This window comes from Planococcus sp. SE5232 (genome assembly GCF_050686535.1).
Taxonomy (GTDB): domain Bacteria; phylum Bacillota; class Bacilli; order Bacillales_A; family Planococcaceae; genus Planococcus.
Genome location: NZ_JBOGCP010000002.1, coordinates 202,885 through 223,897 on the forward strand (window position 1 = coordinate 202,885; position 21,013 = coordinate 223,897).

Below are 21,013 nucleotides of genomic sequence, written 5' to 3' on the forward strand. Positions count from 1 at the left end.
GTGATATGCAGATTAACATCAGTCAAGACGCACTCGATTGGTTTAAAGAAGAAATGGAAGTGGCTCCGGGAGAAGCAGTTCGCTTTTTCGTCCGCTACGGCGGTTCCAGCAAGCTGCAGCCTGGATTTTCATTGGGTGTAACCAAAGATCAGCCGTATGAAATGGCTGTCCAGGTGGAACAGGACCAAGTCACCTACTTTATTGAACAAACCGATGTCTGGTATTTTGATGGCCACAATCTACAGGTCAGCGTCAATGATGACTTACACGAACTTGATTATTCATATACAAAATAAAAAAGCATGAATAATTCATGCTTTTTTATTTTGCAGTTTATTCAGTTGCTCCAGTTGGCCTTCATTTTGCAGGATTGCTTTTTGGCGATCGCCGAACAAGTCAAAATGGGGGTAATTGCCGCGCAAATCCATCCACTCACGGTGCAGACCGTACTGCTTGCCCCATGTCTCCAGCTTATCCAAGTCGCAGCAACCGACTTTGGTGACCGTACTGCATCCCGGAAAGCGCTCATCCACCCAGTAATGGGTCAAAAATGAAATCTGTCCGTTGGCGACTCCCTGTTTCCAGCGCTCCAGCTCGTCCCGCTTAATTCCGAACGCCATCGGCAGCCTGCTTTTTGATCTCTTCGTATTTCTCATGCCATTCCGGATAGATTTTCTTGATGGAAACCGGACGGAACGACTCTTTTTTGACTACTACATGCTCGGATGTTGCGGTTGCGGCAATCGCACCGTCTTCATGGACGATTTCGTAGCCGTATTTGGTCCGCAGGCGTCCGTGTTCCTCCACCCAGGTTCGGACATAGGCTTTCTGTCCATAACGGAGAGCCGCTTTATATTGAATGGAAATATCGGTCACAGGAGACAAGTAGCCATCTTTCTCCATGCCCGCATACGTGAATCCCAAGTCTTCGATCAGTTTGGTGCGGCCGATTTCCAGCCAAATAATATAGTTGGCATGATAGACAACCCCCATTTGATCGGTTTCCGCGTAACGGATTTCTATTTCTTTTTCGCTTATGTACATGTCCATTTCACCTCTTTACCAGTATACAAGATATTTCTTCTTTATATAACAGAAAAGGCTACCGGGAAATTTCCCGGCAGCCTTTTTGTGTAGATTTTCTACATTATGAAAATATAACTTTCAGCTGGAGACTTATTGTAAAGACTCCAGCGCCCAGATTCGATGGGAGCTTACGCTTTTCTTATACTTCTAACAATTTGTTGCGTAGCACCATTTGCAGGATGCCGCCGTGGCGGAAATAATCCACTTCCACTTCGGAATCGAAACGTGCCAATACTTTGAACTCAGTCACTTTACCGTCTTCAGCAGTAGCTGTAACAGTAAGGACGTCGCGTGGTTTCACGTCATCAGACAAGTTGACGCTGATGGTTTCGTGTCCAGTCAATCCAAGAGAATCTGCGCTTTCGCCGTTAACGAATTGCAATGGCAGAACGCCCATCATTACAAGGTTTGAACGGTGAATACGCTCATAGCTTTCAGCGATGACTGTTTTGATGCCTAGAAGGAATGTACCTTTAGCAGCCCAATCACGTGAAGAGCCCATGCCGTAGTCTTTACCAGTCAAGACCACAAGTCCTGTGCCTTGTTCCTGATACTTCATGGCAGCATCGTAAATTGCCATTGTTTCGCCAGTTGGCCAGTAAGTCGTGTAACCGCCAGTTGTTCCTGGAGCTACCTGGTTACGGATACGAATGTTGGCGAATGTTCCGCGCATCATGACTTCGTGGTTACCGCGACGAGATCCGTAAGAGTTGAAGTTACGTGGCTCTACGCCGTTTTCACGAAGGTATAGTCCGGCTGGCGTATCTTTGCCGATGGCACCAGCTGGTGAAATGTGGTCAGTCGTGATCGAGTCTGCGAATTTCGCAACTACGCGAAGGTCAGCCAACGGTTGGATCGGAGCCGGCTCTTTTGATAGACCTTCAAAGAATGGCGGGTTCTGGATATAAGTTGATGTCGCATCGAACTCATACAAAGAATCGTCGTTCGTTTCAATCGCGTTCCATGCTTCGTTCTCATTGAATACGTGCTCGTATTCTTTGCGGAACAATTCTGGAGTGACTGTGTCTTTAACGACTTGTTTGATTTCTTCGGTTGATGGCCAGATGTCTTTAAAGAAGACGTCTTTGCCGTCTTTGTCTGTGCCGATCGGCTCAACTGCGAAGTCGATATCCACTGTACCAGCAAGTGCATAAGCAACAACCAGCATTGGAGATGCCAAGTAGTTAGCTTTTACAAGCGGGTGGATGCGTCCTTCAAAGTTACGGTTACCTGACAATACAGATGAAACCAGCAAATCGTTGTCCAGAATCGCTTCTTCGATTTCAGGAAGCAATGGACCGGAGTTACCGATACATGTTGTACAGCCGTAGCCGACAAGGTTAAAGCCGATTTGGTTCATGTAATCCAACAAACCTGAATCGTTCAAATAACCCGTAACAACTTTAGATCCCGGAGCCAATGAAGTTTTCACGTAAGCAGGTGGAGTCAATCCTCTTTCAACTGCTTTTTTCGCTACTAATCCAGCACCAAGCATTACGTATGGGTTGGAAGTGTTTGTACAAGATGTGATTGCTGCAATCGCCAAAGCACCAGTCTTCATATCAACATTTCTGCCGTCTTTGAAGTTAACTGTTGCAGTTTTTTCGATTTCAGCTGCATCAAGTGCAAAACCGTGTGGTCCTTCTTCGCCAGTTACAGCTTTGTTGAACTCAGGTTTCATTTGAGATAAAGGAATCAAATCCTGTGGACGTTTCGGTCCTGCAAGGTTTGGTTCGATTTCAGAAAGGTCGATTTCCACAAGGTCTGTGTAGATCGGATCTTCGTTCTCAACAGTGAAGAACATATCGTTTTCCTGCAAATACTTCTTGGTTACAGCGATTTGTTCTGCATCACGTGCAGTCAAACGCATGTAATCAAGTGCTTCGTCGTCAACTGGGAAGAATCCGCAAGTTGCGCCGTATTCTGGAGCCATGTTGGCAATTGTTGCACGGTCAGCAAGCGGCAATGTTGTAACGCCAGGGCCGAAGAACTCAACGAATTTACCAACTACACCTTTTTTACGCAATGTTTGAGTGACTTTTAACGCCAAATCGGTAGCAGTTGCACCGTTTGGAAGTTCGCCAGTCATTTTAACTCCGATAACTTCTGGAATTGGGAAGTAAGAAGGCTGTCCGAGCATGCCAGCTTCAGCTTCGATGCCGCCAACGCCCCATCCAAGAACACCGATTCCGTTGATCATTGTCGTATGTGAATCTGTTCCGACCAATGTATCAGGGAATGTTTCGAATGTACCGTCTGCATTTTCAACTGCATGGACAACGTTTGCCAAGTATTCAAGGTTTACCTGGTGAACGATACCGGTTGCAGGTGGAACCGCACGGTAGTTATCATAAGCTTTTTGAGCCCAGCTAAGGAACTGGTAACGCTCAGCGTTACGATCGAATTCAAGTTCCATATTGATGCGAAGTGCATCTTCTGTTCCATAGTTATCAACCTGTACAGAGTGGTCAATTACAAGATCCACTGGAATTTCAGGGTTGATTTTGTTCGGGTCTCCACCCATTTCAGCCATTGCTGAACGAAGTGCAGCCAAATCGACGACTACTGGTACGCCAGTGAAATCCTGAAGGATAACACGTGAAGGCTTGAATGGAACTTCTGCCTCTTTGTTGGCATCTTTGCCCCATTTTGCTAATTCTTCAACGTGCTCGTCTTTGATCACATATCCGTCATGCTGACGCAATACGGATTCCAATAGAACTTTAATTGAATAAGGGAGGCGTGATACTTTAGCGACTCCTGCTTCTTCTAATGCTGCTAAACGATAATAGTTATACGTTTTGCCATTTAGCTCAAAAGAAGTGCGGCTGTTGTGCAAACTGCTCTTTGCCATTTGTGTGTTCCTCCTTTGAATCTTCTGAAAAGGCTCGTGACAGCGCTTTTCTCCTCTTCCATCATACCGAAAGTGGGAGCATAAGTAAATTACATTAAAATTATACATTGTGATAAGTTTTTCGAATGACTATTCTGCGAATCAATCGAGTTTGCTTAATGTCTTTTCCAGCTGCTTGAAATGCCGCTTTTCATGCAATCCGACAAATGGAAACCATTGAAAGAGCGGCACTTTTCCAAACACCGGATGATCCATCGATTTCTGTTTTAACTGTTCAGAGCTGGCGCTTGCATACACTTCATACAATAAATTATGTGAAGCGTTCAAACGCTCTTTCATCTCTTCGAGCGTAACGAATTCTTCAGTCGGCACCACATGTTTCGGTGCCTTCACTTTGAACGACCGGCTGACAGTCAACCCAATCGGTTTTTTGATCGATTTGTGGCTGTCTTCTTTCGTGAGTTCGTGGGACACCCCCCTCGCAATGGTTTTTTCCATTAATTGAAGATGATCCAGAATTTGAATTGGCGACCATTCTTCAGCTGACGGTTTTTGGTTCAGTTTTTCGTCACTCAACCCCTCTACTGCCTGAAGAATCTGGTTTCTGATTTTTGCGTTGTCTTCTTTGAACATCTCAATATCCACCTTCATTTCATCTAAATGCCTATCTCTATTAACATACCCTAATCTATCCGAATTATATACATGAAAGACAACACATTCTGTCTTGTCACTACAGCTTTCCGATAGCCAGAATCGGCAGTTTTCTCCGGTCTTGCCTAATAAGGGAAAATACGTTCTATTTGACTGAATTAATGGTATAATTTAAGGAAATTCCTTAGAAGAGGTGACGCACGATGCCTTACGGTTATGAGAAATTCCGGTTGGACAACGGCATAAGCCCGAACACGGTTGTCCATGAAGTCCAATTGATCCGCTCGCTCTTCGCTTTTCTTCGGCATACCTATAAAAAACCGGTGGAGCCGCATGACATCCGCCCTTCCGATATCCAGCAGTTCTTGCAGGATCAGCATGCATCCGGCATTAAAGACAGCACCTTGAACCGAAAACTGATCTATATCAGAAGATGGTTTGATTATATGTGGCAGATTGGGCGCATTCCGAACGATTTCATGCCCAAATTTAAATTCAGCGAAAAACTTGATTTGACACCTTCCGATATCTATTTGGACTATGAAGACTTATTGAAGAAAAAAGACGCCGTACTTGAGGCGGATCATTTATCATTGAATGCCAAGATTCTCTACATCCTTTATCTGCGCGGACTTCGCCTGCGCGATATGGTGGCCATCGATGTGGATAATTTTGATGATCGCAATGGAAAACTGGCATTGGTGGTCGAAAAGAAAGACGGTTATCAATGTCTCCTGAAATTTTCGGACAAGGAGATTCCTGTCATGCTTGACGGGATTGAACGCGCCGTATTCCGTGGCACGCCATATTTGCTGTCGTCCAAAGTGAAAAACGAATACACGATGTTCCAGATGGGATCATTGTCTGATTACACTGAAGCGCTTTCCGCTTTTGTCGGCATGCCGATGCGATCCGGTGATATCCGTTTCGCTTATGTCCACTACCTCTATTCTGTTGAGCACAAAAATCTTGAGGAAATCCAGGAAATTCTGGGTGTCTCGCTCGACTCGGCATCACGTATTCTTAAGGATTCCTTGGTTCGCCTGAAAAGAGGTTCACATTAAAACAGCCTGTCCCGGAATATCGGGACAGGCTGTTTTTGGTTTCCGGTCATAAGAAAAAACCGAAATCCAAAGCAAAATTGAAAATGAGCAAAGTATGGATCACCACAAAAATCATTGCTTGCCGATCTAGTTTCTCTACGTTTTCATATTGCATCAGGACCACCCCTTCTTTATATAATAGTCTGATTATACTGAAAACTAAGTCCTATGGCAAGGATTGTTGCTTTCAGTAAGGAATGATTTAGGTTTATAATCAAGAAAAGGATTGGAGTGGATTACATGAAAAAAGCATTGTTGGTTGTCGATTACACTGTGGATTTTGTTGCGGATGACGGAGCACTGACTTGTGGAAAGCCTGGACAGGCGATTGAAGAAACGATTTGCAGACTGACAGAGGAATTTCTAACCGAGAAAGAACTGGTGGTAATGCCGGTCGATCTGCATGAAAAAACCAATGCATTCCATCCGGAGGCAAAACTTTTTCCTCCTCATAATATAAGAGGGACTGCTGGAAGAGAGCTTTACGGCCGCCTTGCGGAAGTCTATAAAGCGAATGCTGACCACATCATCTGGATGGACAAAACGAGGTACAGCGCATTTGCCGGCACCAACCTGGAGCTGCTGTTGAGTGAACGGAATATTAAGGAATTGCACATTGTTGGCGTCTGTACGGACATCTGCGTACTGCATACGGCAGTCGATGCCTACAACAAAGGTTACAAAATTTTCATCCATGAAAAAGGCGTTGCCAGCTTCGATCAGGCAGGCCACGACTGGGCTCTGCGGCACTTCACTACAACCTTAGGCGCACAAGTTTTATAATTTTTTTGCCCGTTTATGTTTCAAATGTCCTGAATCTGGTTATACCTAGAGTGTAGCAATTATTCATTACATTCGAAAAGGAGCTGGAAAAAATGGGTTTTATTTTATATTTGATTATGGGTGGTATCATCGGTTGGATCGCGGGTATGATTCTTGGTAAAGATGTACCTGGCGGCATTATCGGGAACATCATTGCAGGTATCGTAGGTGCTTGGTTAGGTGGATTGATTCTTGGAGACCTAGGTCCAGTCGTTTGGGGCGTAGCTATTATCCCAGCATTAATCGGTGCTTTGATCTTTGTATTCGTTCTTAGCCTGATTATGGGATCTATGAGAAAAGGCCGGAGAGCCTAATAAAAAAGAGTGGACAATGTCCACTCTTTTTTTTGCGTTCAATTGTATTCTTCTTCATACACATTGTAATAATGCAACACGTCAGCGACATACTCTTCACTATGATTATACTGGAAAATTGCGCTTTCCAAGTCCCCTTCGGCGGCACCATTCTGTGACAGGTAATTCGCAGCGCTGTACAAGGCATCCGTTAAATTATAGGGATCCGCAATGCCATCTCCGTTGCCGTCGACTCCATAACCTCCATAATAGGCAATCACATCAAGGTTTGTCTTATCTTCTTCACTGATTTCCCCTTGGCCTTTTCCCGAGCAGGTCGGATGGCTCCACCCCACAAAAGTGCAGGGCATAAACTGAAGATGCCCTTCTGCTCCCACTGGAGACAACAATGGATCCATTCTCGAAAACCTTGTTTCAACCCGGTGATGGGCAGCGAGTAAAGTCCAGGGAATGCTGTAGGCATCTGACGCTTCTTTATAGAGCGGAATGTATTCTTCCGGAACTTCCAGCTCCACTAAGTGGCTGGGTGCTTCTTTGATGGTATCGAATACCGAAGCGGAATTGACCATCGCGAAAACAAGGATTCCGATTGTCATCGTGACTATAGCCGCCGGTACAAAAAGAATCAGGCAACCAATCTTACGCTTCCACCTAATTGGTAATTTTTTCTTTTTCATTTCTCCACACCTATTTTTTATTTGTTTAAGTGTAGCATAAACTTTATTTTATTGCCGTTTCCTGATAAATAGCCGGCAATCTAAAATCCGATTCATCTAGTATATTAAATTTCTTCTGATATGATTAACTAGTTGAAAGCAGGAGGTGAATTATATCTGGGAAGACTTTAAAAAATTCGCGTTGAAGGGCAATGTCCTTGACCTTGCTGTAGCAGTAGTCATTGGCGCTGCTTTCGGAAAAGTAGTCTCTTCTTTAGTGGAAGATATCATTATGCCGCTTGTCGGAATTTTGGTCGGTGGAATCAGTGTTGAAAATTGGAGTTATACGTTCAATGATGTTGTTTTGAACTACGGCCTATTTATCCAATCCATTATCGACTTTTTCATCATTGCTTTCTCGATTTTCATGGTTATTCGCATCTTTACCAAGATGAAACGCAAAAAAGACATACCTGCCGACGAAGAGCCGGAAGTACTGGACAAAACCCAGGAGATCCTCCTCGAAATCAGAGACCTTTTAGGCAAAGAAAAAACCGGTCTATGACCGGTTTCAGACTGTAGACAAAGTCTGACCAACATGTATAGCGGTGCATAATCCCCAACCGGTCCGGCCACTTCGCTTTCCGTGGGCTCAGCTTCAGCCTCCTCGTCACTGGAAAACCCATGCTCCTGCATCGCTGCGCTAGCTTCGTCGCAAAGGCTTGGCCTCATAAGTCTCGGCCAATGCCTTTCCTGCGGGGTCTTCAGCTTTCATCGCTGCGCTGCTCCCACAGGAGTCTTCGTGGCCAGCCCGGTTGGGGGCATGTTGCTTCAATCAAAGAGAGAAGCTTGCTAGTCTGTTCTAGAAAAAATAGTCCTAACAAATCTAGAAAACCCTTCACTCAAGGATCCGGAGCACAAGGCGGCGACTCCTGCGGGAGTAGCGAAGCGACGAAGTGCCGAAATCCACTCGGACTGGCGCCCGAGTGGATTTCGGCGCGAGCCCGTGGAAAGCGTCCGCCTGAAGCGCAGGATCCGGTATAAACAGGATGAAATGTGTATTCATTCTTTAAATGACATCAATATTCTTTTGTCTACAAGCTCAAACCGGTCTATGACCGGTTTTTACTTGTCTTCAATCAAATTGCGTAAATCAGCTTTAATATCTTCCACTGGAACATTTTCGAAGCCATCGTAATTATTGACGACCACCCCTTCTTGGTCCACTAGATAAAAACTTGTTCCATGTATGACCTGGTCGCTTTCGGGATCATTGCGGACAAAGGATTTGAAATTATCTTTCGCAAACTCCGCTATCTCCGGTTGTGTATAGCCGGTAAGCAAATGCCATTTCGATTCATCCGGCACCGAATACTGGGCTAAATACGTCTGCATCGTTTCCGGTGTATCCACACTCGGGTCCACACTGAATGCTACGATTTTATAGTCCTGCAAACCTTCTGCTTCCAGCTCTTCCTGGATCCCACTTAAATTGAACGTCATTGGCGGACAAACCGTTTCGCAATTTGTGAAAACAAAAGTTGCGAGCCAAGGTGTACCTTCCAGATCCTCTAAAGTAACCGGTTCTCCCCTGTGGTCTGTAAAGGAAAAATCGTCTATCGCAGAATTGCCGCATGCCGATAACAATAGAGCCAAACTCAGCAAAACTGACAAAGAAATATATCGCATAAAAATTGCCTCCACTCTTTCATCATTCTTATCATAGCGAAAGTGTAGAATCTTCACAATACACGTTCCACTGCCATTGTCACGATTTTGTGAAGTCAGGACAGTTTCAATGTAAGCAATGCATCATGAATGGCGACCAATTTCGTCTCCACACGATGCATCAAATAAAAAGATACAAAAATGGGGAATCCGAGTTCCTGAATCCATTGCATCCACTCAGCCATTGTTTTCACTCCTTTCTAACTAAAAAAAGCTCTCCCGAATCAGGAGAGCTTTTTGCTTATACTTCGTACTCCACAATATTCCGTTCGACGATTCGTGCACCTTTTATCGTACCGAGTGGTGAACCTTCCACCTCAAAGATATCCTGGGCAATGATTGCCTGCATTCCAACTGCCAATTCCGCATCTGTGACATTGGCACGCGGCTCATCCACGGTCAACGTCACGTCTTTCCCTTCAGTATTCGTAAAAATCAATTCCAATGTTTTAGCCATTTCCTATTCCCCCTTATGCTGATTATTGGTAGATCGACGTTGCGGATTGTTTCTCAATATCCATCAATGTCTTGGTTCCGAAGTTCGTCAATACGGCTGCCGTTTCGAAGATTCCTTCTGCAGCTGCTGTTTCTTTGACGTTGTGGTACGACTTGAATTTGCGTTTCACTTTGCCATTGGCATCCAACCCGTTGTCGTATGTGCAGCGAATGCTGGCGTTTTTAAATTCACTAAAAGCCATCTTTCTCACCTCCTTTCATTCGCTATATAGACATAGTTCAGAAAAAGAGATACATTTTTAATGAATTTCTTTACAAAGCCTTCTATAATAGAAGTAATGGAAAAATGAGGTGAAACAATATGGAACTAAGTGGCTGGTTTTTATGGTTTATCCTATTTTGGGTAGTCGTGCTGGTAGGGCTTTTCGCAATCGGGGGATATTTCATGTTCAGAAAGTTCCTCAAGTCCATGCCGAAGGAAGATGGTCTTTCGGATCTGAACTGGGAAGAATATTACGTCGATAAAACCATTCATTTATGGGGCGATGAAGAAAAAGCGATGTTAAATGAGTTGGTGCAGCCGGTTCCTGATTTATTCCGCCCGGTGGCTAAGCAAAAAATCGCTGGCCGAATCGGACAAGTGATGCTTGAAGAAAAAGTCAAAAAGATGAAGCTTGAACACATCATCCGCGGCTACATCCTGGCAACTCCGAAACGTGACCATAAATTCTTAAGAAAAAAATTGGCCGAGATGGAGATTGATGTCCGTCCGTACGAACAATATTTCGAACAGTAAAAAGCGCCATTCCCTTAAATGGGAATGGCGCTTTTATCCTTTGAAGCGATTTTTTTGTATTGCCACAGCATGGTGAGCCGCCATGGCCAAAGCATTCCGAATGCCAGTATCCAGAACATGCCGCCCAGTTCTCCGATATCAATGCTTGAACTTAACACCACTTTTCCAACTACTCGAACCAGCAGAAGCCCGAACAAAATAAAAACAAATGCTTTCGATTGCTTCAAATAAATATCGCCGTCACGGACTTCGAACTTGGAAGTCCAAATCAAAACAGTTGAAAATAGGATGCCGACCGCCAATGCTTCAAAGATCTGCAGAGGCGCAACACGGAAAAACGGAAAGATGAACATTAATGCACCAGTTGACATGAAAAACGGTGGAAGAATGATTTTCTTGACTGAGGCCGGTTTTTTTGCAGATTTCGAACGGACAAACATTGCGAACAACCCCATCGCCAATGCACCAATGGTAGTGATGATTAAATACACTTCAGTGGGGATTTGATCAAGCATTTAAACTCCCCTCCAACTCATCCAATCTGCGGCGCAACTCTTCGATCGGTACGAACCGGGCAAATCGATGGATTTCCTTGCCTTGCCGGTACAACAGGACAACAGGTGCTGTAAACAGCATCAGCTGGCCTGCCAGCTCTGGTACCTCTGCGGCATTGACCAAGTGGAATGGCAGTTTGTAGTCATTTTCGAATGCTTCGACCTGGGGACGCAAACCTTCACAGACTGAGCAGTTATCCGTTTTGACAAAAAGCAGAAACGACTGCTCTTGACCAATTTTAGCTTGGTATTCTTCTATCGCTGAAATGGTTTCCATCTTTGTCACCTACTTACTATCATTTTAAAATCCTTGAAAATCACCGAAGAACGGGCTCAGAATCCGGATTAAATACGTCATGCCATCGAAAAACAGCAGGATGCCGACTCCAATCATAACATAACCGCCGATATTCATGATCTTGCGGTTATGCTTGCGCAGCCAGCCCATCCGTGTCACGAAGAAGGACAGAACGAAAAATGGAATGGCGAAACCGAGTACATAGGCCAGCATATACCAGACACCAGACCCAGGATTGGTCGCAGCAAGAGCGTAAATAGCGGCAGTAATCGGACCTGTACAAGGTGTCCAACCAGCTGCGAACGCCAAACCGATGATAAATGTCCCTAAAAAGCCGGACGGACGGTTCTTGAACGAGAACTTGCGGTCTTGCATCAGTAATTTAGGTGAGAAGACCCCAACGATCATCAATCCGAATAACACGATAAAAATCGCGCCCACTTGGCGGATCAATTCATCATAGCGGATGAACCACTCATAAAAGAACGATGTACTGAAACCGAGTGCGATAAATATAGTTGAAAATCCTAATAAGAAAAATAATGTATGGAACATGCCCCGTCGTTGCATGACTTTTTTATCGTTCTTGATCTCATCCATAGTCATGCCTGTTATATAAGATAAAAATGCAGGATACAAAGGCAGTGTACATGGCGAAATAAAACTTAAAAAGCCTGCTCCAAAAGCTAAAAATAAATTAATATCAGATCCCACTGGGTATTCTCCTTCCTGTGCTCTTCCCATCTTACCAAATTTCCAGTGGAAACACTGCCTCTGCGCCTGTGAAATCTTTGTGGACAAAATAACAGCCGTTTGATTGCTGAACTGATTGGACCGGCAGTTTCCATCTTCTTTTTGCTGCTCTCAACTCTTTTCTGTTCCTTGAAATAATAGCCCTGCCTATCTGCTCCCTCAAAAATCTTGCATTTAATTAGGGAATTTTTCTTACTTCTTTTAGCTAGTATTGATTTTTCTTGTTGACGGTTTTGATTTTTATCCGAAAACCTTTTGTAGTTTACTACATAGTAAGTGAAAACAAGCGTTTCCCTCTTTTTAACGATTCTTTTTCCATAAAAAAAGAACGGCCAGAGCCGTCCATTGTTTTTATTCCACAATACTGTTTTGCAAAAGATACATTTTATGGTATAACCCGCGCTGCTGAAGCAATTGTTGATGCGATCCGCGCTCGACGATTTCGCCTTGATGCAGCACAAGTATCAGTTCAGCATCTTGAATCGTACTGAGCCTGTGCGCGATCGCTATGGTCGTCCTTCCGCGCCGCATACGTTCGAGGCTCCCTTGGATCGCCACTTCCGTTTCTGTATCGATGTTTGCCGTGGCTTCATCAAGCACCAAAATCTTCGGATCCGTCGCCATCGTACGAGCGAATGCCACCAATTGGCGCTGTCCGCTTGAAAAAGTCGATCCCCGTTCAGTGACTTTCTGGCTATAGCCTTCCGGCAAAGCTTCGATGAAACGATTCGCTTGCACAAATTCCGCCGCTTCCCGTATTTCCATCTCCGTAATTGACTGATCGTAAAGCCGGATGTTGCTCTCAATCGTTCCATAAAACAGGAATGGATCCTGCAGCACCAACCCCATTTTCCTGCGCAATTCGGCAGTTCGATATTGTTTCACCGACACGTCATCTATCAGGATTTCGCCTCTGTTGAATTCATAGAAGCGCATCAATAAATTGATGATGGAACTTTTTCCGCTGCCAGTGTGGCCGACAAGTGCTACAGTCTGTCCCGGCAACGCCGTAAAGGATATATTCTTTAAGACATCGGCATGACCATCATAGGAAAAACTGACATTCCGAAACTCGATTTTCCCATCTTTGATCTTTAACGCCGCCTCTTCCTGCCTTGGTGTTTTCTCTTGTTCATCCAAGAGCAGGAAAACGCGCGATGCAGCGACAATGGCCTGTTGAAATATCGACAGCCGCTGCATCACTTGATTGATCGGCTCAAAAAAGCGGTCGATATAAGTGACGAATACATAAATGACGCCGACTTCCACGGTATTCGAAAACGAAGTGATGCCAAAATAGCTCAACAACATAATCAGCGCCAACGCATAGACAAGATCGATTGCGGGACGCAGCAGCAAGCCGTCGATTTTGATGTTGCGCTTGCCGGCTTGCCAATGCTTGTCATTGATTTTATTAAACTCATCCTTGAGGCGCGTTTCCTGGCCAAAAGCCTGGATCATGCCCATGCCCTGGACCGATTCGGATAATTTGGCGTTCAGCTGCCCAAGGCGCTCCCGCAGATCCTGGTAAAATACCGAGCTGTATTTGCGGTAAAGATAGATGATCCACCCAAGTATCGGCAGCAAGGCCAACGTGATGAGCGCCAGCCGGACATTGAGGAAGAACATGGCGATATAGACGCCGACGATCAGGAATGCACTTTGGATAAAGCCGATCAGGACGGTGACGAACATTTCCTTGATCGCTTCGGTGTCATTGGTGACTCGCGACACGATGCCTCCTGCAGGGGTCTTATCGAAATAGCGCATGCCGAGTCCGTGCACTTTTGTAAAAACATCGATCCGCAGCTGCTGGATGATCTTCAATGCGGCTTCCTGAAACTTCAGCATCTGAAAATAACTGATGATGACATTGGAAGTTTGAATAAATAAGTAAGCGGCTGCTAATCCAACAATCGGTCCAGTGGGAAAGGTTCCAGGAGTCAAGTAGTCATCGATGAAAATTTTTATGAGCAATGGTCCCAGTACATCCCCGAGTACAGTCAAAATCAGCAGCCCCATAGCCAATGCCAGCATTTTTTTATGCGGTGCCAAGTATTTTAATAGGCGCTTGAAGACGATCCATTGATCCCGGCCGGTCAGCTCCTGTTGTTTTTCGGTTTCTTTGGCCAGCATTACACCTCGCCTCCTTGTTCGACAAGCGCTTCCAGTTGCTGCAGCTCATACATTTCGTAATAACGTCCTTTTTTCCGCATCAGTTCTTCATGCGAACCGATTTCCGCAACCGTCCCCTCATCCATCACCAGTATCTGATGCGCATGCTGGATGGCACTCAACCGGTGCGAGGTGATGATGGTGGATTTCCCTGCCCGCGTCTGTTTCAACGATTTCAGTATGGCTTCTTCCGTCTTGGCATCCACTGCAGACAGAGAATCATCCAAAATCAGCAATTCAGGATCTGTCATCAATGCCCGCGCAATCGAAATCCGCTGCTTCTGGCCTCCGGACAAGGAGACGCCGCGCTCTCCAACTACCGTGGCATAGCCTTCGGTAAAGTTGCTGATGTCTTCGTGGATATGTGCCAATAGAGCCGCATTCTCGACTTCATGCAATTGTGCATCCGGCCGTGCAAAGGCGATATTGCCGGCAATGCTTGTTGAAAACAAAAAATGATCCTGAGGCACATAGCCGATCGCCTGCCGCAAACGCTGCTTTTTATAGGCATCGATGGAATGGCCGCCAAATACAATGGATCCGCTATAGTTTTCGAACTCGCGCAGCAGCAAACGCAGTATGGTTGATTTTCCAGAACCCGTCTTGCCGGCAATGCCCAATGTTTCACCCTGTCTAAGCGTAAAATGAACGTGCCGAAGTGCTGCCCGGTCATCACCTGTAAATTTGAATTGCTCCAACGAAAAGATCAGATCGCCAGCCGGATCCTCATCGATGGCATCTTCACGGTCATCGATGTCGATCGGTTCCGCCAACAGCGCACGGATGCGGTCATAGGAAGCCCGGCCGCGTTCCACGATATTGAAGAGCCAGCCGAACGCCAGCATCGGCCAAACCAAAAGGCCAAGATAGGCAGTAAAAGCGACCAGATCGCCGATAGTCATATCACCGTTCACCACAAAATAAGAACCAAAGCTGATGGTCAGGAAATAGCAGATCCCGATGATTGCGGAAATCGTCGGATCAAACAGCGAATCGACGCGCGCCACCCGGATATTTTCATCGACAACACGTTCTGAAAGCCTAGTGAAATCCTCAATATCCTGCTGTTCCTGGCCGAACGTCTTGATGACCTTCATTCCTGAAATGCTTTCCTGCGTCTTGTCGTTCAGTCCGGAAAAAGCCTGTTGTGCTCCATGAAAACGCTGGTGCATCAATTTCCCGTAATAATTAGTCAGAAAGGCCATCAAGGGCATCGGCAACAGCACGATCAACGTCAATTTCCAATCGATGGTGATGGCCATGGCTGCGATGACAAATCCTCCCGTCGCAATCGAATCGACCAACGTCAATACACCTGCCCCGGCCGTTTGCTGAACCGCCTGCAGATCATTGGTCGCATGGGCCATCAAACCCCCGACACGCCGTTTTTGATAGAAAGCCGGGGACATTTGGGTGAAATGCTGAAACAGCCGCTCTCTCAGATTCCGCGCCAAAATAATGGATGAACCGAATATCAGCAGCCGCCACATGTATCTAAGGGCATACATCGCTAAAGCGGCCCCAGCTAAAATTACCAGCCATTGCAGCAGGTAGGCTGGTGTCAAAGTACCTTGGCTGATGCGGTCCACTACAAATCCAATGATGCGCGGAGGCAAAACCCCTAAAAATGCCACAATGAGCAATAAAAAAATCCCTATGGCATATTGCTTTTTCCGTTCCTTAAAAAACCAGCCCAATTCCCAAAATACACGCATTGCATCTTACCCCTTGCTGATTTAAGTTTTTGCCTTCTTGCTTTCCGCACTGCACGTATGAGTGTTAAAATACTAAATCTTTTTTTATCTTCTGGCGTGTCCGATTCATCTCAATTTATTTTAGCAAAACCTGCCAACTATTGGAAAGACAATAGTTCGATTTGTAAAATAAATCAGTCTTACGGCTGAAATCGCCATGAAGGGTAAATTCAGAATCACCGCAGCGGTCTCATTCTCAAAAAAAGACAAAAAAATAAAAACCAATTTTCCATAGGGGACTAGGAAAATTGGCTTTTATTGACCGAAAGCGGGTACCAACCGCCGACGGCTTTATAGAGATGGACTTTTTACCCGATGAGTTGCTTGGCAAGTCCCAATTGATGATGTACTTGTTCAAAACCTGTGCCGCCCAGTGAGTTTCTTCTCTCTACTGCCGTTCTCGGCATCAACGTATTGTAAATGTCTTCATCGATCAGTGGACTCGCTTCCTTTAAATCAGCGAGCGGTAAGTCTTTCAGGAAATAACCGCGTTGGATGCAGGTAAAAACCAGTTTTCCCGTCACATCATGAGCTTCGCGGAACGGCATGCCTTTGGCAGCCAGATAATCCGCTAATTCCGTCGCATTGGAGAAATCCGAATGTACGGCTTTTTCCATGGAATCCGTGCGAACATTCATGGTGCGGATCATACCTTCGAAGATCGGCAAGGAGCCCATCAATGTATGGACCGTATCGAACATCCCTTCCTTGTCTTCCTGCATATCCTTATTGTAGGCCAACGGAAGGCCTTTCAATGTCGTCAGCAAGCCGAATAGATTGCCATAGACACGTCCGGTCTTGCCACGGATCAATTCTGCCATATCCGGATTTTTTTTCTGCGGCATGATGCTTGAACCAGTTGAGAAGGTATCATCCAGTTCGATGAAACGGAACTCTTCGCTCGACCAAAGGATGATTTCTTCGGCAAAACGGGAAAGGTGCATCATCAACATGGACGAATTGCTGAGAAATTCAAGGATGAAATCACGGTCGCTGACAGCATCCAGGCTATTTTGATAGACAGCTGAAAAGCCTAACAGCTCAGCTGACATTTCACGGTCGATCGGAAAGGTCGTACCCGACATCGCTCCCGCTCCAAGCGGGGAGATATCGATGCGTTTTACCGATTCCGTCAATCGTTCCTTGTCGCGCTGCAGCATCCAGAAATACGTCATCAAATGATGGCCGAATGAAATGGGCTGGGCACGCTGCAGATGCGTATAGCCAGGAACAATCGTTTCCACATGCGATTCCGCCTGTGTGACGATGGCGTCCTGGAAAGCCGTGATGGCTTCGATGATCTCCTGGACACGGTTTTTCAGATACAGATGCATATCGGTCGCTACCTGGTCATTACGGCTTCTGGCTGTATGCAGTTTGCCGCCGACAGGACCGATTTCATCGATTAAATGCTTTTCCAAGTTTAAGTGGATGTCTTCATTCGATACACTGAACTTCAAATCGCCGTCTTGTGCTTTCTGTTTCAGCGTCGCAAGACCGGATAGGATCAGCTCCGCATCTTCTTCAGAAAGAATCTGGCAGGCCGCCAGCATTTTTACATGCGCTGAGCTGCCTTCCAGATCCTCCATCACCAATTTTTGATCGTAGGAAATTGAAGCACCGAATTCATCGACCCACTGTTCGGCCGATTTTTGAAAACGGCCGCCCCACAGTTTGGTCATGATTTCACCTTCTCTTTCAAGTCTTCTGGAACTGCAACTTCTTTCTTGTTGACCATTGAGTTGACGACTGTCGGAAGGCCCCATAATTCGATAAAGCCGACTGCAGATTCGTGGTTGAACGTATCATCCGTAGAATAAGTGGCCAATTGCTCGCTGTAAAGTGAGTTTGGTGACTTACGCCCTTCAATGATGGCATGTCCTTTAAACAGTTTTACACGTACGGTTCCATTGACGAAAGCCTGTGTTTCTTTCAGGAAAGCTTCCAGTGCTACACGCAATGGAGAGAACCAAAGACCTTCATAGATCAATTCTGTCAATTTCTTTTCGATGACCGGCTTGAAATGGGCCATTTCTTTAACCAATGTGATATCTTCCAATTCTTTATGCGCTGCAATCAACGTCATTGCCGCAGGAGCTTCATAGATTTCACGTGATTTGATGCCGACCAGTCTGTTTTCGATATGGTCAATTCTTCCCACACCGTGTTTGCCGGCGATTTCATTCAATTCAAGGATCAATTTAGAGAATGAGTACGAAACACCATTCAATTGAGCTGGAACACCATTGACGAACTCGATTTCAACAACATCCGGAGTATTCGGAGTATCTTCAAGCGCAGCCGTAATATCATACGCTTCTTCCGGCGGTGTAGCCCATGGATCTTCCAGAACGCCACACTCGTTTGCACGGCCCCATAAGTTTTGGTCGATGGAGAACGGGCTGTCCAAATTCACAGGAATTGGAATATTATGTTCTTTCGCATAAGCGATTTCCTCATCACGTGACCAAGCCCAAGCACGCACCGGCGCTACCACTTCTAGGTTCGGATTCAATGATTTGATGGAAACTTCAAAACGCACCTGGTCGTTGCCTTTTCCTGTGCAGCCGTGTGCTACAGCAGTAGAGTTGGTCGCTTCAGCGATTTCAACCAGTTTTTTCGAAATCAATGGACGAGACAAGGCGGATACCAATGGATATTTGCCTTCATATAAAGTATGCGCCTGCAGTGAAATCAATGCATATTCATCCGCAAATTCGTCTCTTGCATCGATCATATAACTTTCAACCGCTCCAACTTGAAGCGCTTTTTGTTTGATGAAGTCCAAATCCTTGCCTTCCCCGATATCCAGGCATACAGCAACGACGTCGTAGCCTTGTCCTTTCAGCCACGGAATGGCCACCGATGTATCTAATCCACCTGAGTATGCGAGTACAATCTTTTTATTCAATATGAAAACCTCCAATGTATTTTTATGCAATGTTTGAAATGAATATACAAACTATATCATGGATTTTTGCCGAGTGCAAGAGATACAACTATAATTTTTCATGAAAAAAAGCAGCTATAGCCGCTTTTCCTTTTCATCATTCGCTTTGTTCCCCGCCAATTGTATATTCATGAGTATCAAGGTCAATCCGAACTTCGGACATTTCCCCTGTTTCCATGTTGCTGAACAGGAAACCGATTTCGTTATCACGGATAATCGGCTGTCCCATCATGATCAACCTTGATAATTGCTCTTGATTGATGAATGCTTCAAGTGCCTCTGATTGTTTGACGGAATCCTCATCTGTCAGGATCGTGATGGTTTCCGCTTCTCCTTGCATCGGAAAAGATTCAGCAAGCGGCCCCTGGTAATCCATGCTGACTTTCATGCCTGTACGGATGTCGCGGACCACCCCGTCGGTCGTTTCTGCGCCGTCGCTGAATTGCACGTCGACATCTTCAGGAATGGTGAAGTAAATATTGTTGACCAGAATGTCTTCTCCACTGACTTGTGTGATGAATCCTTCTTCTGTCATGCTCTTCTGTTCGACCGCCATCTCGGTCTTATCCTCTTTCTCTGATTCAGCAGGTTCAGTTTCTTCATTAGAACACGCTGCAAGCAGCAGGATACCGGCTAAAAATAAACTCCATTTTTTCAAAACGACCCATTCCTTTTCCTGTAGATTCGTGATGTGTAAACATTGATGTTACAATTTTACCTGTTATAAAGAATAGTTGCAATTATCAGCCTTGAAGCTTGGATCGGAGCATCAAAAAGGCGTGTCCGCAGAAAGCGGCAACGCCTTTTTTCTTCTAGGTCTTCACTGGAAATGATCCTCTCTTTAAATGAAGCTTCTTTTACACCTTACTATAGTAGAAGATGCCTTCTTCACCCATTCGTTCAATGATTAGGCCATCCTCCAGCAGATAGTCAATTTGGCCGATTGTTTCCGACAAGGTCAGGCCCAGTTCCTTTTCGTAGGCATGAGCAAACAATTCTTTTGTCAGTTCATAAACTGTACATTCTTCTTCGCTGATTATGCCAAGTGCTTTCATGGCCCGCTGGTGCTGTTTGGCAAGCCGTGCTGTAATCAACTCATCGACATTGCGGACTTCTTCTCCATGTCCGCTGTAGATCACGTCCACCGGCATTTTCAATAAACGGCCGAGTGAAGCATTGTATTGAAGCAGCGATTTCGGACGTCCCTGCGCCCGATCGAGCGGCGGCTCAATCAGTGGATTGGATGATACCGCGGCAATGACGTGGTCGCCACCGATCATTTCACGCGTTTCTTTATTCCAAAAAGACAAATGACTTTGTGCATGCCCCAGCGTTTCGAGAACTTCCCATTCGGGATGGCCTGGCAGCGTATCACCTTCATTGATGGACATGTCGAGAGGACGGCTGCCCATCAGGTTCAAGGGACGTTTCATCTTTTTGACCCAAAATTCCAAGTCTCCCGGTACTCCCTCTTCCTTTAACCGCTCCAAATAGAACGCATCGTGGTAATCGAAGAAATTCTGATCACGGCGCAGCCAGGGATCGTTATACGGATGTCCGTATAATCTTGCGTTTTCGAAGCCGTCCACCCAGCCAGCATGATCGGGATGATGGTGTGTCAACACAACCTGCTCTACATCTCCCGGTTCTGCACCAAACTCTTTGAGCCCTGCCTTGAGAGCCAGCCAAGCTTCAGGTGTTTTGGGACCGGCATCGATCAAAGTCAGCATATCGCCTTTGATTAAATAAGAGTTGACATCTCCAACAGCAAAAGGTGTCGGAATAATAATCTTATGTAAAGTCAATTCAGTCATCTCCTTTAAATGAATCACTATTCACCTATCATACATGGAAAACGGGATGCCGTCACTCCTTTAGGCCGTTTGACAAAAGTGGTGTCTATCCGCTATAATTCACTAACATATGTGAGCGAAGATAAAGATCAGTACACGAAGTGATGGTGTAAAGAGAGTGCAGCTTTAGCTGAAATGCGCACCCCCTCTCCTTGGTGGAACCTGCTTTTGAGCTGCCGTGAAAACACGGCCGTTTGTCCGCGTTAT

24 protein-coding genes are annotated in these 21,013 nt (G+C 45.5%); 6 read left to right on the plus strand and 18 right to left on the minus strand.

Annotation, left to right across the window (positions count from 1 at the left end):
* Nucleotides 1-5 precede the first annotated feature (5 nt).
* A complete protein-coding gene (locus ACRC6Q_RS09830) occupies nt 6-296 on the plus strand; it encodes a HesB/YadR/YfhF family protein (protein ID WP_431466449.1) in 291 nt (96 codons plus the stop codon).
* 15 nt (nt 297-311) lie between these two features.
* Here ACRC6Q_RS09830 and ACRC6Q_RS09835 read toward each other — a convergent pair whose 3' ends face one another.
* The 4 genes from ACRC6Q_RS09835 to ACRC6Q_RS09850 all read right to left on the minus strand — a co-directional run bounded on the left by ACRC6Q_RS09835 (nt 312) and on the right by ACRC6Q_RS09850 (nt 4,573).
* Entirely contained in the window at nt 312-620 is a 309-nt protein-coding gene (locus ACRC6Q_RS09835) for a hypothetical protein (protein ID WP_223639189.1), read from the minus strand.
* Entirely contained in the window at nt 604-1,044 is a 441-nt protein-coding gene (locus ACRC6Q_RS09840; RefSeq protein WP_431466450.1) for an acyl-CoA thioesterase, read from the minus strand. The genes ACRC6Q_RS09835 and ACRC6Q_RS09840 overlap by 17 nt, the downstream gene beginning before the upstream one ends.
* A gap of 181 nt (nt 1,045-1,225) precedes the next feature.
* On the minus strand, nt 1,226-3,940 hold the full coding sequence (acnA, locus tag ACRC6Q_RS09845) for an aconitate hydratase AcnA (RefSeq protein ID WP_223639192.1): 2,715 nt from the start codon (nt 3,938-3,940) through the stop codon (nt 1,226-1,228).
* A 141-nt stretch (nt 3,941-4,081) separates the two neighbouring features.
* Nucleotides 4,082-4,573, minus strand: coding sequence for a DinB family protein (locus tag ACRC6Q_RS09850; protein WP_223639195.1), 492 nt, complete (start codon nt 4,571-4,573; stop codon nt 4,082-4,084).
* Nucleotides 4,574-4,797: 224 nt separating this feature from the next.
* Between ACRC6Q_RS09850 and ACRC6Q_RS09855 the strand changes: the two genes are divergently transcribed.
* The 3 genes from ACRC6Q_RS09855 (at nt 4,798) to ACRC6Q_RS09865 (ending at nt 6,833) form a co-directional block, all read left to right on the plus strand.
* Nucleotides 4,798-5,658: a tyrosine-type recombinase/integrase gene (locus ACRC6Q_RS09855; RefSeq protein ID WP_223639198.1), complete on the plus strand. Its 861-nt coding sequence runs from the start codon at nt 4,798-4,800 to the stop codon at nt 5,656-5,658.
* Between the two features lie 279 nt (nt 5,659-5,937).
* Nucleotides 5,938-6,480 carry a cysteine hydrolase family protein gene (locus tag ACRC6Q_RS09860; RefSeq protein ID WP_223639201.1) on the plus strand — a complete coding sequence of 181 codons (543 nt, stop codon included), beginning with the start codon at nt 5,938-5,940 and terminating at the stop codon, nt 6,478-6,480.
* Nucleotides 6,481-6,572: 92 nt separating this feature from the next.
* Complete coding sequence (locus tag ACRC6Q_RS09865) at nt 6,573-6,833, plus strand: GlsB/YeaQ/YmgE family stress response membrane protein (protein WP_298829186.1); 261 nt, start codon at nt 6,573-6,575, stop codon at nt 6,831-6,833.
* 38 nt (nt 6,834-6,871) lie between these two features.
* Here the strand turns inward: ACRC6Q_RS09865 and ACRC6Q_RS09870 are convergent, their stop codons facing one another.
* Nucleotides 6,872-7,510, minus strand: coding sequence for a lytic transglycosylase domain-containing protein (locus tag ACRC6Q_RS09870; protein WP_223639207.1), 639 nt, complete (start codon nt 7,508-7,510; stop codon nt 6,872-6,874).
* A gap of 154 nt (nt 7,511-7,664) precedes the next feature.
* Here ACRC6Q_RS09870 and mscL point away from each other — a divergent pair, with 154 nt between their 5' ends.
* Nucleotides 7,665-8,054 carry a large conductance mechanosensitive channel protein MscL gene (mscL, locus tag ACRC6Q_RS09875; RefSeq protein WP_431466554.1) on the plus strand — a complete coding sequence of 130 codons (390 nt, stop codon included), beginning with the start codon at nt 7,665-7,667 and terminating at the stop codon, nt 8,052-8,054.
* A 560-nt stretch (nt 8,055-8,614) separates the two neighbouring features.
* On the opposite strand, the gene ACRC6Q_RS09880 is transcribed toward mscL, so the two are convergent.
* The 4 genes from ACRC6Q_RS09880 to ACRC6Q_RS09895 all read right to left on the minus strand — a co-directional run bounded on the left by ACRC6Q_RS09880 (nt 8,615) and on the right by ACRC6Q_RS09895 (nt 9,915).
* On the minus strand, nt 8,615-9,178 hold the full coding sequence (locus ACRC6Q_RS09880) for an SCO family protein (protein ID WP_431466451.1): 564 nt from the start codon (nt 9,176-9,178) through the stop codon (nt 8,615-8,617).
* A gap of 95 nt (nt 9,179-9,273) precedes the next feature.
* Entirely contained in the window at nt 9,274-9,402 is a 129-nt protein-coding gene (locus ACRC6Q_RS09885) for a YvrJ family protein (RefSeq protein WP_142827916.1), read from the minus strand.
* A gap of 56 nt (nt 9,403-9,458) precedes the next feature.
* On the minus strand, nt 9,459-9,674 hold the full coding sequence (locus ACRC6Q_RS09890) for a DUF2922 domain-containing protein (protein WP_431466452.1): 216 nt from the start codon (nt 9,672-9,674) through the stop codon (nt 9,459-9,461).
* Nucleotides 9,675-9,696: 22 nt separating this feature from the next.
* Nucleotides 9,697-9,915, minus strand: coding sequence for a DUF1659 domain-containing protein (locus ACRC6Q_RS09895; RefSeq protein WP_223639232.1), 219 nt, complete (start codon nt 9,913-9,915; stop codon nt 9,697-9,699).
* Nucleotides 9,916-10,034: 119 nt separating this feature from the next.
* On the opposite strand from ACRC6Q_RS09895, the gene ACRC6Q_RS09900 reads away from it, so the two are divergent.
* Nucleotides 10,035-10,469 carry a DUF2621 domain-containing protein gene (locus ACRC6Q_RS09900; RefSeq protein WP_142827912.1) on the plus strand — a complete coding sequence of 145 codons (435 nt, stop codon included), beginning with the start codon at nt 10,035-10,037 and terminating at the stop codon, nt 10,467-10,469.
* 14 nt (nt 10,470-10,483) lie between these two features.
* On the opposite strand, the gene ACRC6Q_RS09905 is transcribed toward ACRC6Q_RS09900, so the two are convergent.
* From ACRC6Q_RS09905 to ACRC6Q_RS09945, 9 genes are all read right to left on the minus strand, one after another.
* Entirely contained in the window at nt 10,484-10,984 is a 501-nt protein-coding gene (locus tag ACRC6Q_RS09905; RefSeq protein ID WP_431466453.1) for a CcdC family protein, read from the minus strand.
* Complete coding sequence (locus ACRC6Q_RS09910) at nt 10,977-11,300, minus strand: thioredoxin family protein (protein WP_223639253.1); 324 nt, start codon at nt 11,298-11,300, stop codon at nt 10,977-10,979. Before ACRC6Q_RS09910 ends, ACRC6Q_RS09905 begins: the two co-directional genes overlap by 8 nt.
* Before the next feature lie 24 nt (nt 11,301-11,324).
* Nucleotides 11,325-12,035, minus strand: coding sequence for a cytochrome c biogenesis CcdA family protein (locus ACRC6Q_RS09915; protein ID WP_317851927.1), 711 nt, complete (start codon nt 12,033-12,035; stop codon nt 11,325-11,327).
* A gap of 390 nt (nt 12,036-12,425) precedes the next feature.
* Nucleotides 12,426-14,210, minus strand: a complete 1,785-nt coding sequence (locus ACRC6Q_RS09920) for an ABC transporter ATP-binding protein (protein WP_431466454.1) — start codon at nt 14,208-14,210, stop codon at nt 12,426-12,428.
* Nucleotides 14,210-15,964 (minus strand): ABC transporter ATP-binding protein, encoded by a 1,755-nt coding sequence (locus ACRC6Q_RS09925; protein ID WP_431466455.1) that lies wholly within the window; start codon nt 15,962-15,964, stop codon nt 14,210-14,212. Before ACRC6Q_RS09925 ends, ACRC6Q_RS09920 begins: the two co-directional genes overlap by 1 nt.
* A gap of 347 nt (nt 15,965-16,311) precedes the next feature.
* Nucleotides 16,312-17,685: an argininosuccinate lyase gene (gene argH / locus ACRC6Q_RS09930; RefSeq protein ID WP_223639282.1), complete on the minus strand. Its 1,374-nt coding sequence runs from the start codon at nt 17,683-17,685 to the stop codon at nt 16,312-16,314.
* Entirely contained in the window at nt 17,682-18,917 is a 1,236-nt protein-coding gene (locus tag ACRC6Q_RS09935; protein WP_431466555.1) for an argininosuccinate synthase, read from the minus strand. Before ACRC6Q_RS09935 ends, argH begins: the two co-directional genes overlap by 4 nt.
* A 133-nt stretch (nt 18,918-19,050) precedes the next feature.
* Nucleotides 19,051-19,611, minus strand: a complete 561-nt coding sequence (locus ACRC6Q_RS09940; protein ID WP_223639285.1) for a DUF3221 domain-containing protein — start codon at nt 19,609-19,611, stop codon at nt 19,051-19,053.
* 199 nt (nt 19,612-19,810) lie between these two features.
* On the minus strand, nt 19,811-20,758 hold the full coding sequence (locus ACRC6Q_RS09945) for an MBL fold metallo-hydrolase (protein ID WP_223639288.1): 948 nt from the start codon (nt 20,756-20,758) through the stop codon (nt 19,811-19,813).
* Between the last annotated feature and the right edge of the window lie 255 nt (nt 20,759-21,013).

What these genes read in the sequence shown, in the direction of transcription:
- ACRC6Q_RS09830 (WP_431466449.1), top strand. Translation starts at nt 6, where the DNA reads ATGCAGATTAACATCAGTCAAGACGCACTCGATTGGTTTAAAGAAGAA.
- ACRC6Q_RS09895 (WP_223639232.1), bottom strand. Translation starts at nt 9,915, where the DNA reads ATGGCTTTTAGTGAATTTAAAAACGCCAGCATTCGCTGCACATACGAC.
- ACRC6Q_RS09910 (WP_223639253.1), bottom strand. Translation starts at nt 11,300, where the DNA reads ATGGAAACCATTTCAGCGATAGAAGAATACCAAGCTAAAATTGGTCAA.
- ACRC6Q_RS09865 (WP_298829186.1), top strand. Translation starts at nt 6,573, where the DNA reads ATGGGTTTTATTTTATATTTGATTATGGGTGGTATCATCGGTTGGATC.
- argH (WP_223639282.1), bottom strand. Translation starts at nt 17,685, where the DNA reads ATGACCAAACTGTGGGGCGGCCGTTTTCAAAAATCGGCCGAACAGTGG.
- ACRC6Q_RS09835 (WP_223639189.1), bottom strand. Translation starts at nt 620, where the DNA reads ATGGCGTTCGGAATTAAGCGGGACGAGCTGGAGCGCTGGAAACAGGGA.
- ACRC6Q_RS09920 (WP_431466454.1), bottom strand. Translation starts at nt 14,210, where the DNA reads ATGCTGGCCAAAGAAACCGAAAAACAACAGGAGCTGACCGGCCGGGAT.
- ACRC6Q_RS09890 (WP_431466452.1), bottom strand. Translation starts at nt 9,674, where the DNA reads ATGGCTAAAACATTGGAATTGATTTTTACGAATACTGAAGGGAAAGAC.
- ACRC6Q_RS09880 (WP_431466451.1), bottom strand. Translation starts at nt 9,178, where the DNA reads ATGCGATATATTTCTTTGTCAGTTTTGCTGAGTTTGGCTCTATTGTTA.
- ACRC6Q_RS09905 (WP_431466453.1), bottom strand. Translation starts at nt 10,984, where the DNA reads ATGCTTGATCAAATCCCCACTGAAGTGTATTTAATCATCACTACCATT.
- ACRC6Q_RS09860 (WP_223639201.1), top strand. Translation starts at nt 5,938, where the DNA reads ATGAAAAAAGCATTGTTGGTTGTCGATTACACTGTGGATTTTGTTGCG.
- ACRC6Q_RS09870 (WP_223639207.1), bottom strand. Translation starts at nt 7,510, where the DNA reads ATGAAAAAGAAAAAATTACCAATTAGGTGGAAGCGTAAGATTGGTTGC.
- ACRC6Q_RS09850 (WP_223639195.1), bottom strand. Translation starts at nt 4,573, where the DNA reads ATGTTCAAAGAAGACAACGCAAAAATCAGAAACCAGATTCTTCAGGCA.
- ACRC6Q_RS09840 (WP_431466450.1), bottom strand. Translation starts at nt 1,044, where the DNA reads ATGTACATAAGCGAAAAAGAAATAGAAATCCGTTACGCGGAAACCGAT.
- ACRC6Q_RS09855 (WP_223639198.1), top strand. Translation starts at nt 4,798, where the DNA reads ATGCCTTACGGTTATGAGAAATTCCGGTTGGACAACGGCATAAGCCCG.
- ACRC6Q_RS09925 (WP_431466455.1), bottom strand. Translation starts at nt 15,964, where the DNA reads ATGCGTGTATTTTGGGAATTGGGCTGGTTTTTTAAGGAACGGAAAAAG.
- ACRC6Q_RS09900 (WP_142827912.1), top strand. Translation starts at nt 10,035, where the DNA reads ATGGAACTAAGTGGCTGGTTTTTATGGTTTATCCTATTTTGGGTAGTC.
- acnA (WP_223639192.1), bottom strand. Translation starts at nt 3,940, where the DNA reads ATGGCAAAGAGCAGTTTGCACAACAGCCGCACTTCTTTTGAGCTAAAT.
- ACRC6Q_RS09885 (WP_142827916.1), bottom strand. Translation starts at nt 9,402, where the DNA reads ATGGCTGAGTGGATGCAATGGATTCAGGAACTCGGATTCCCCATTTTT.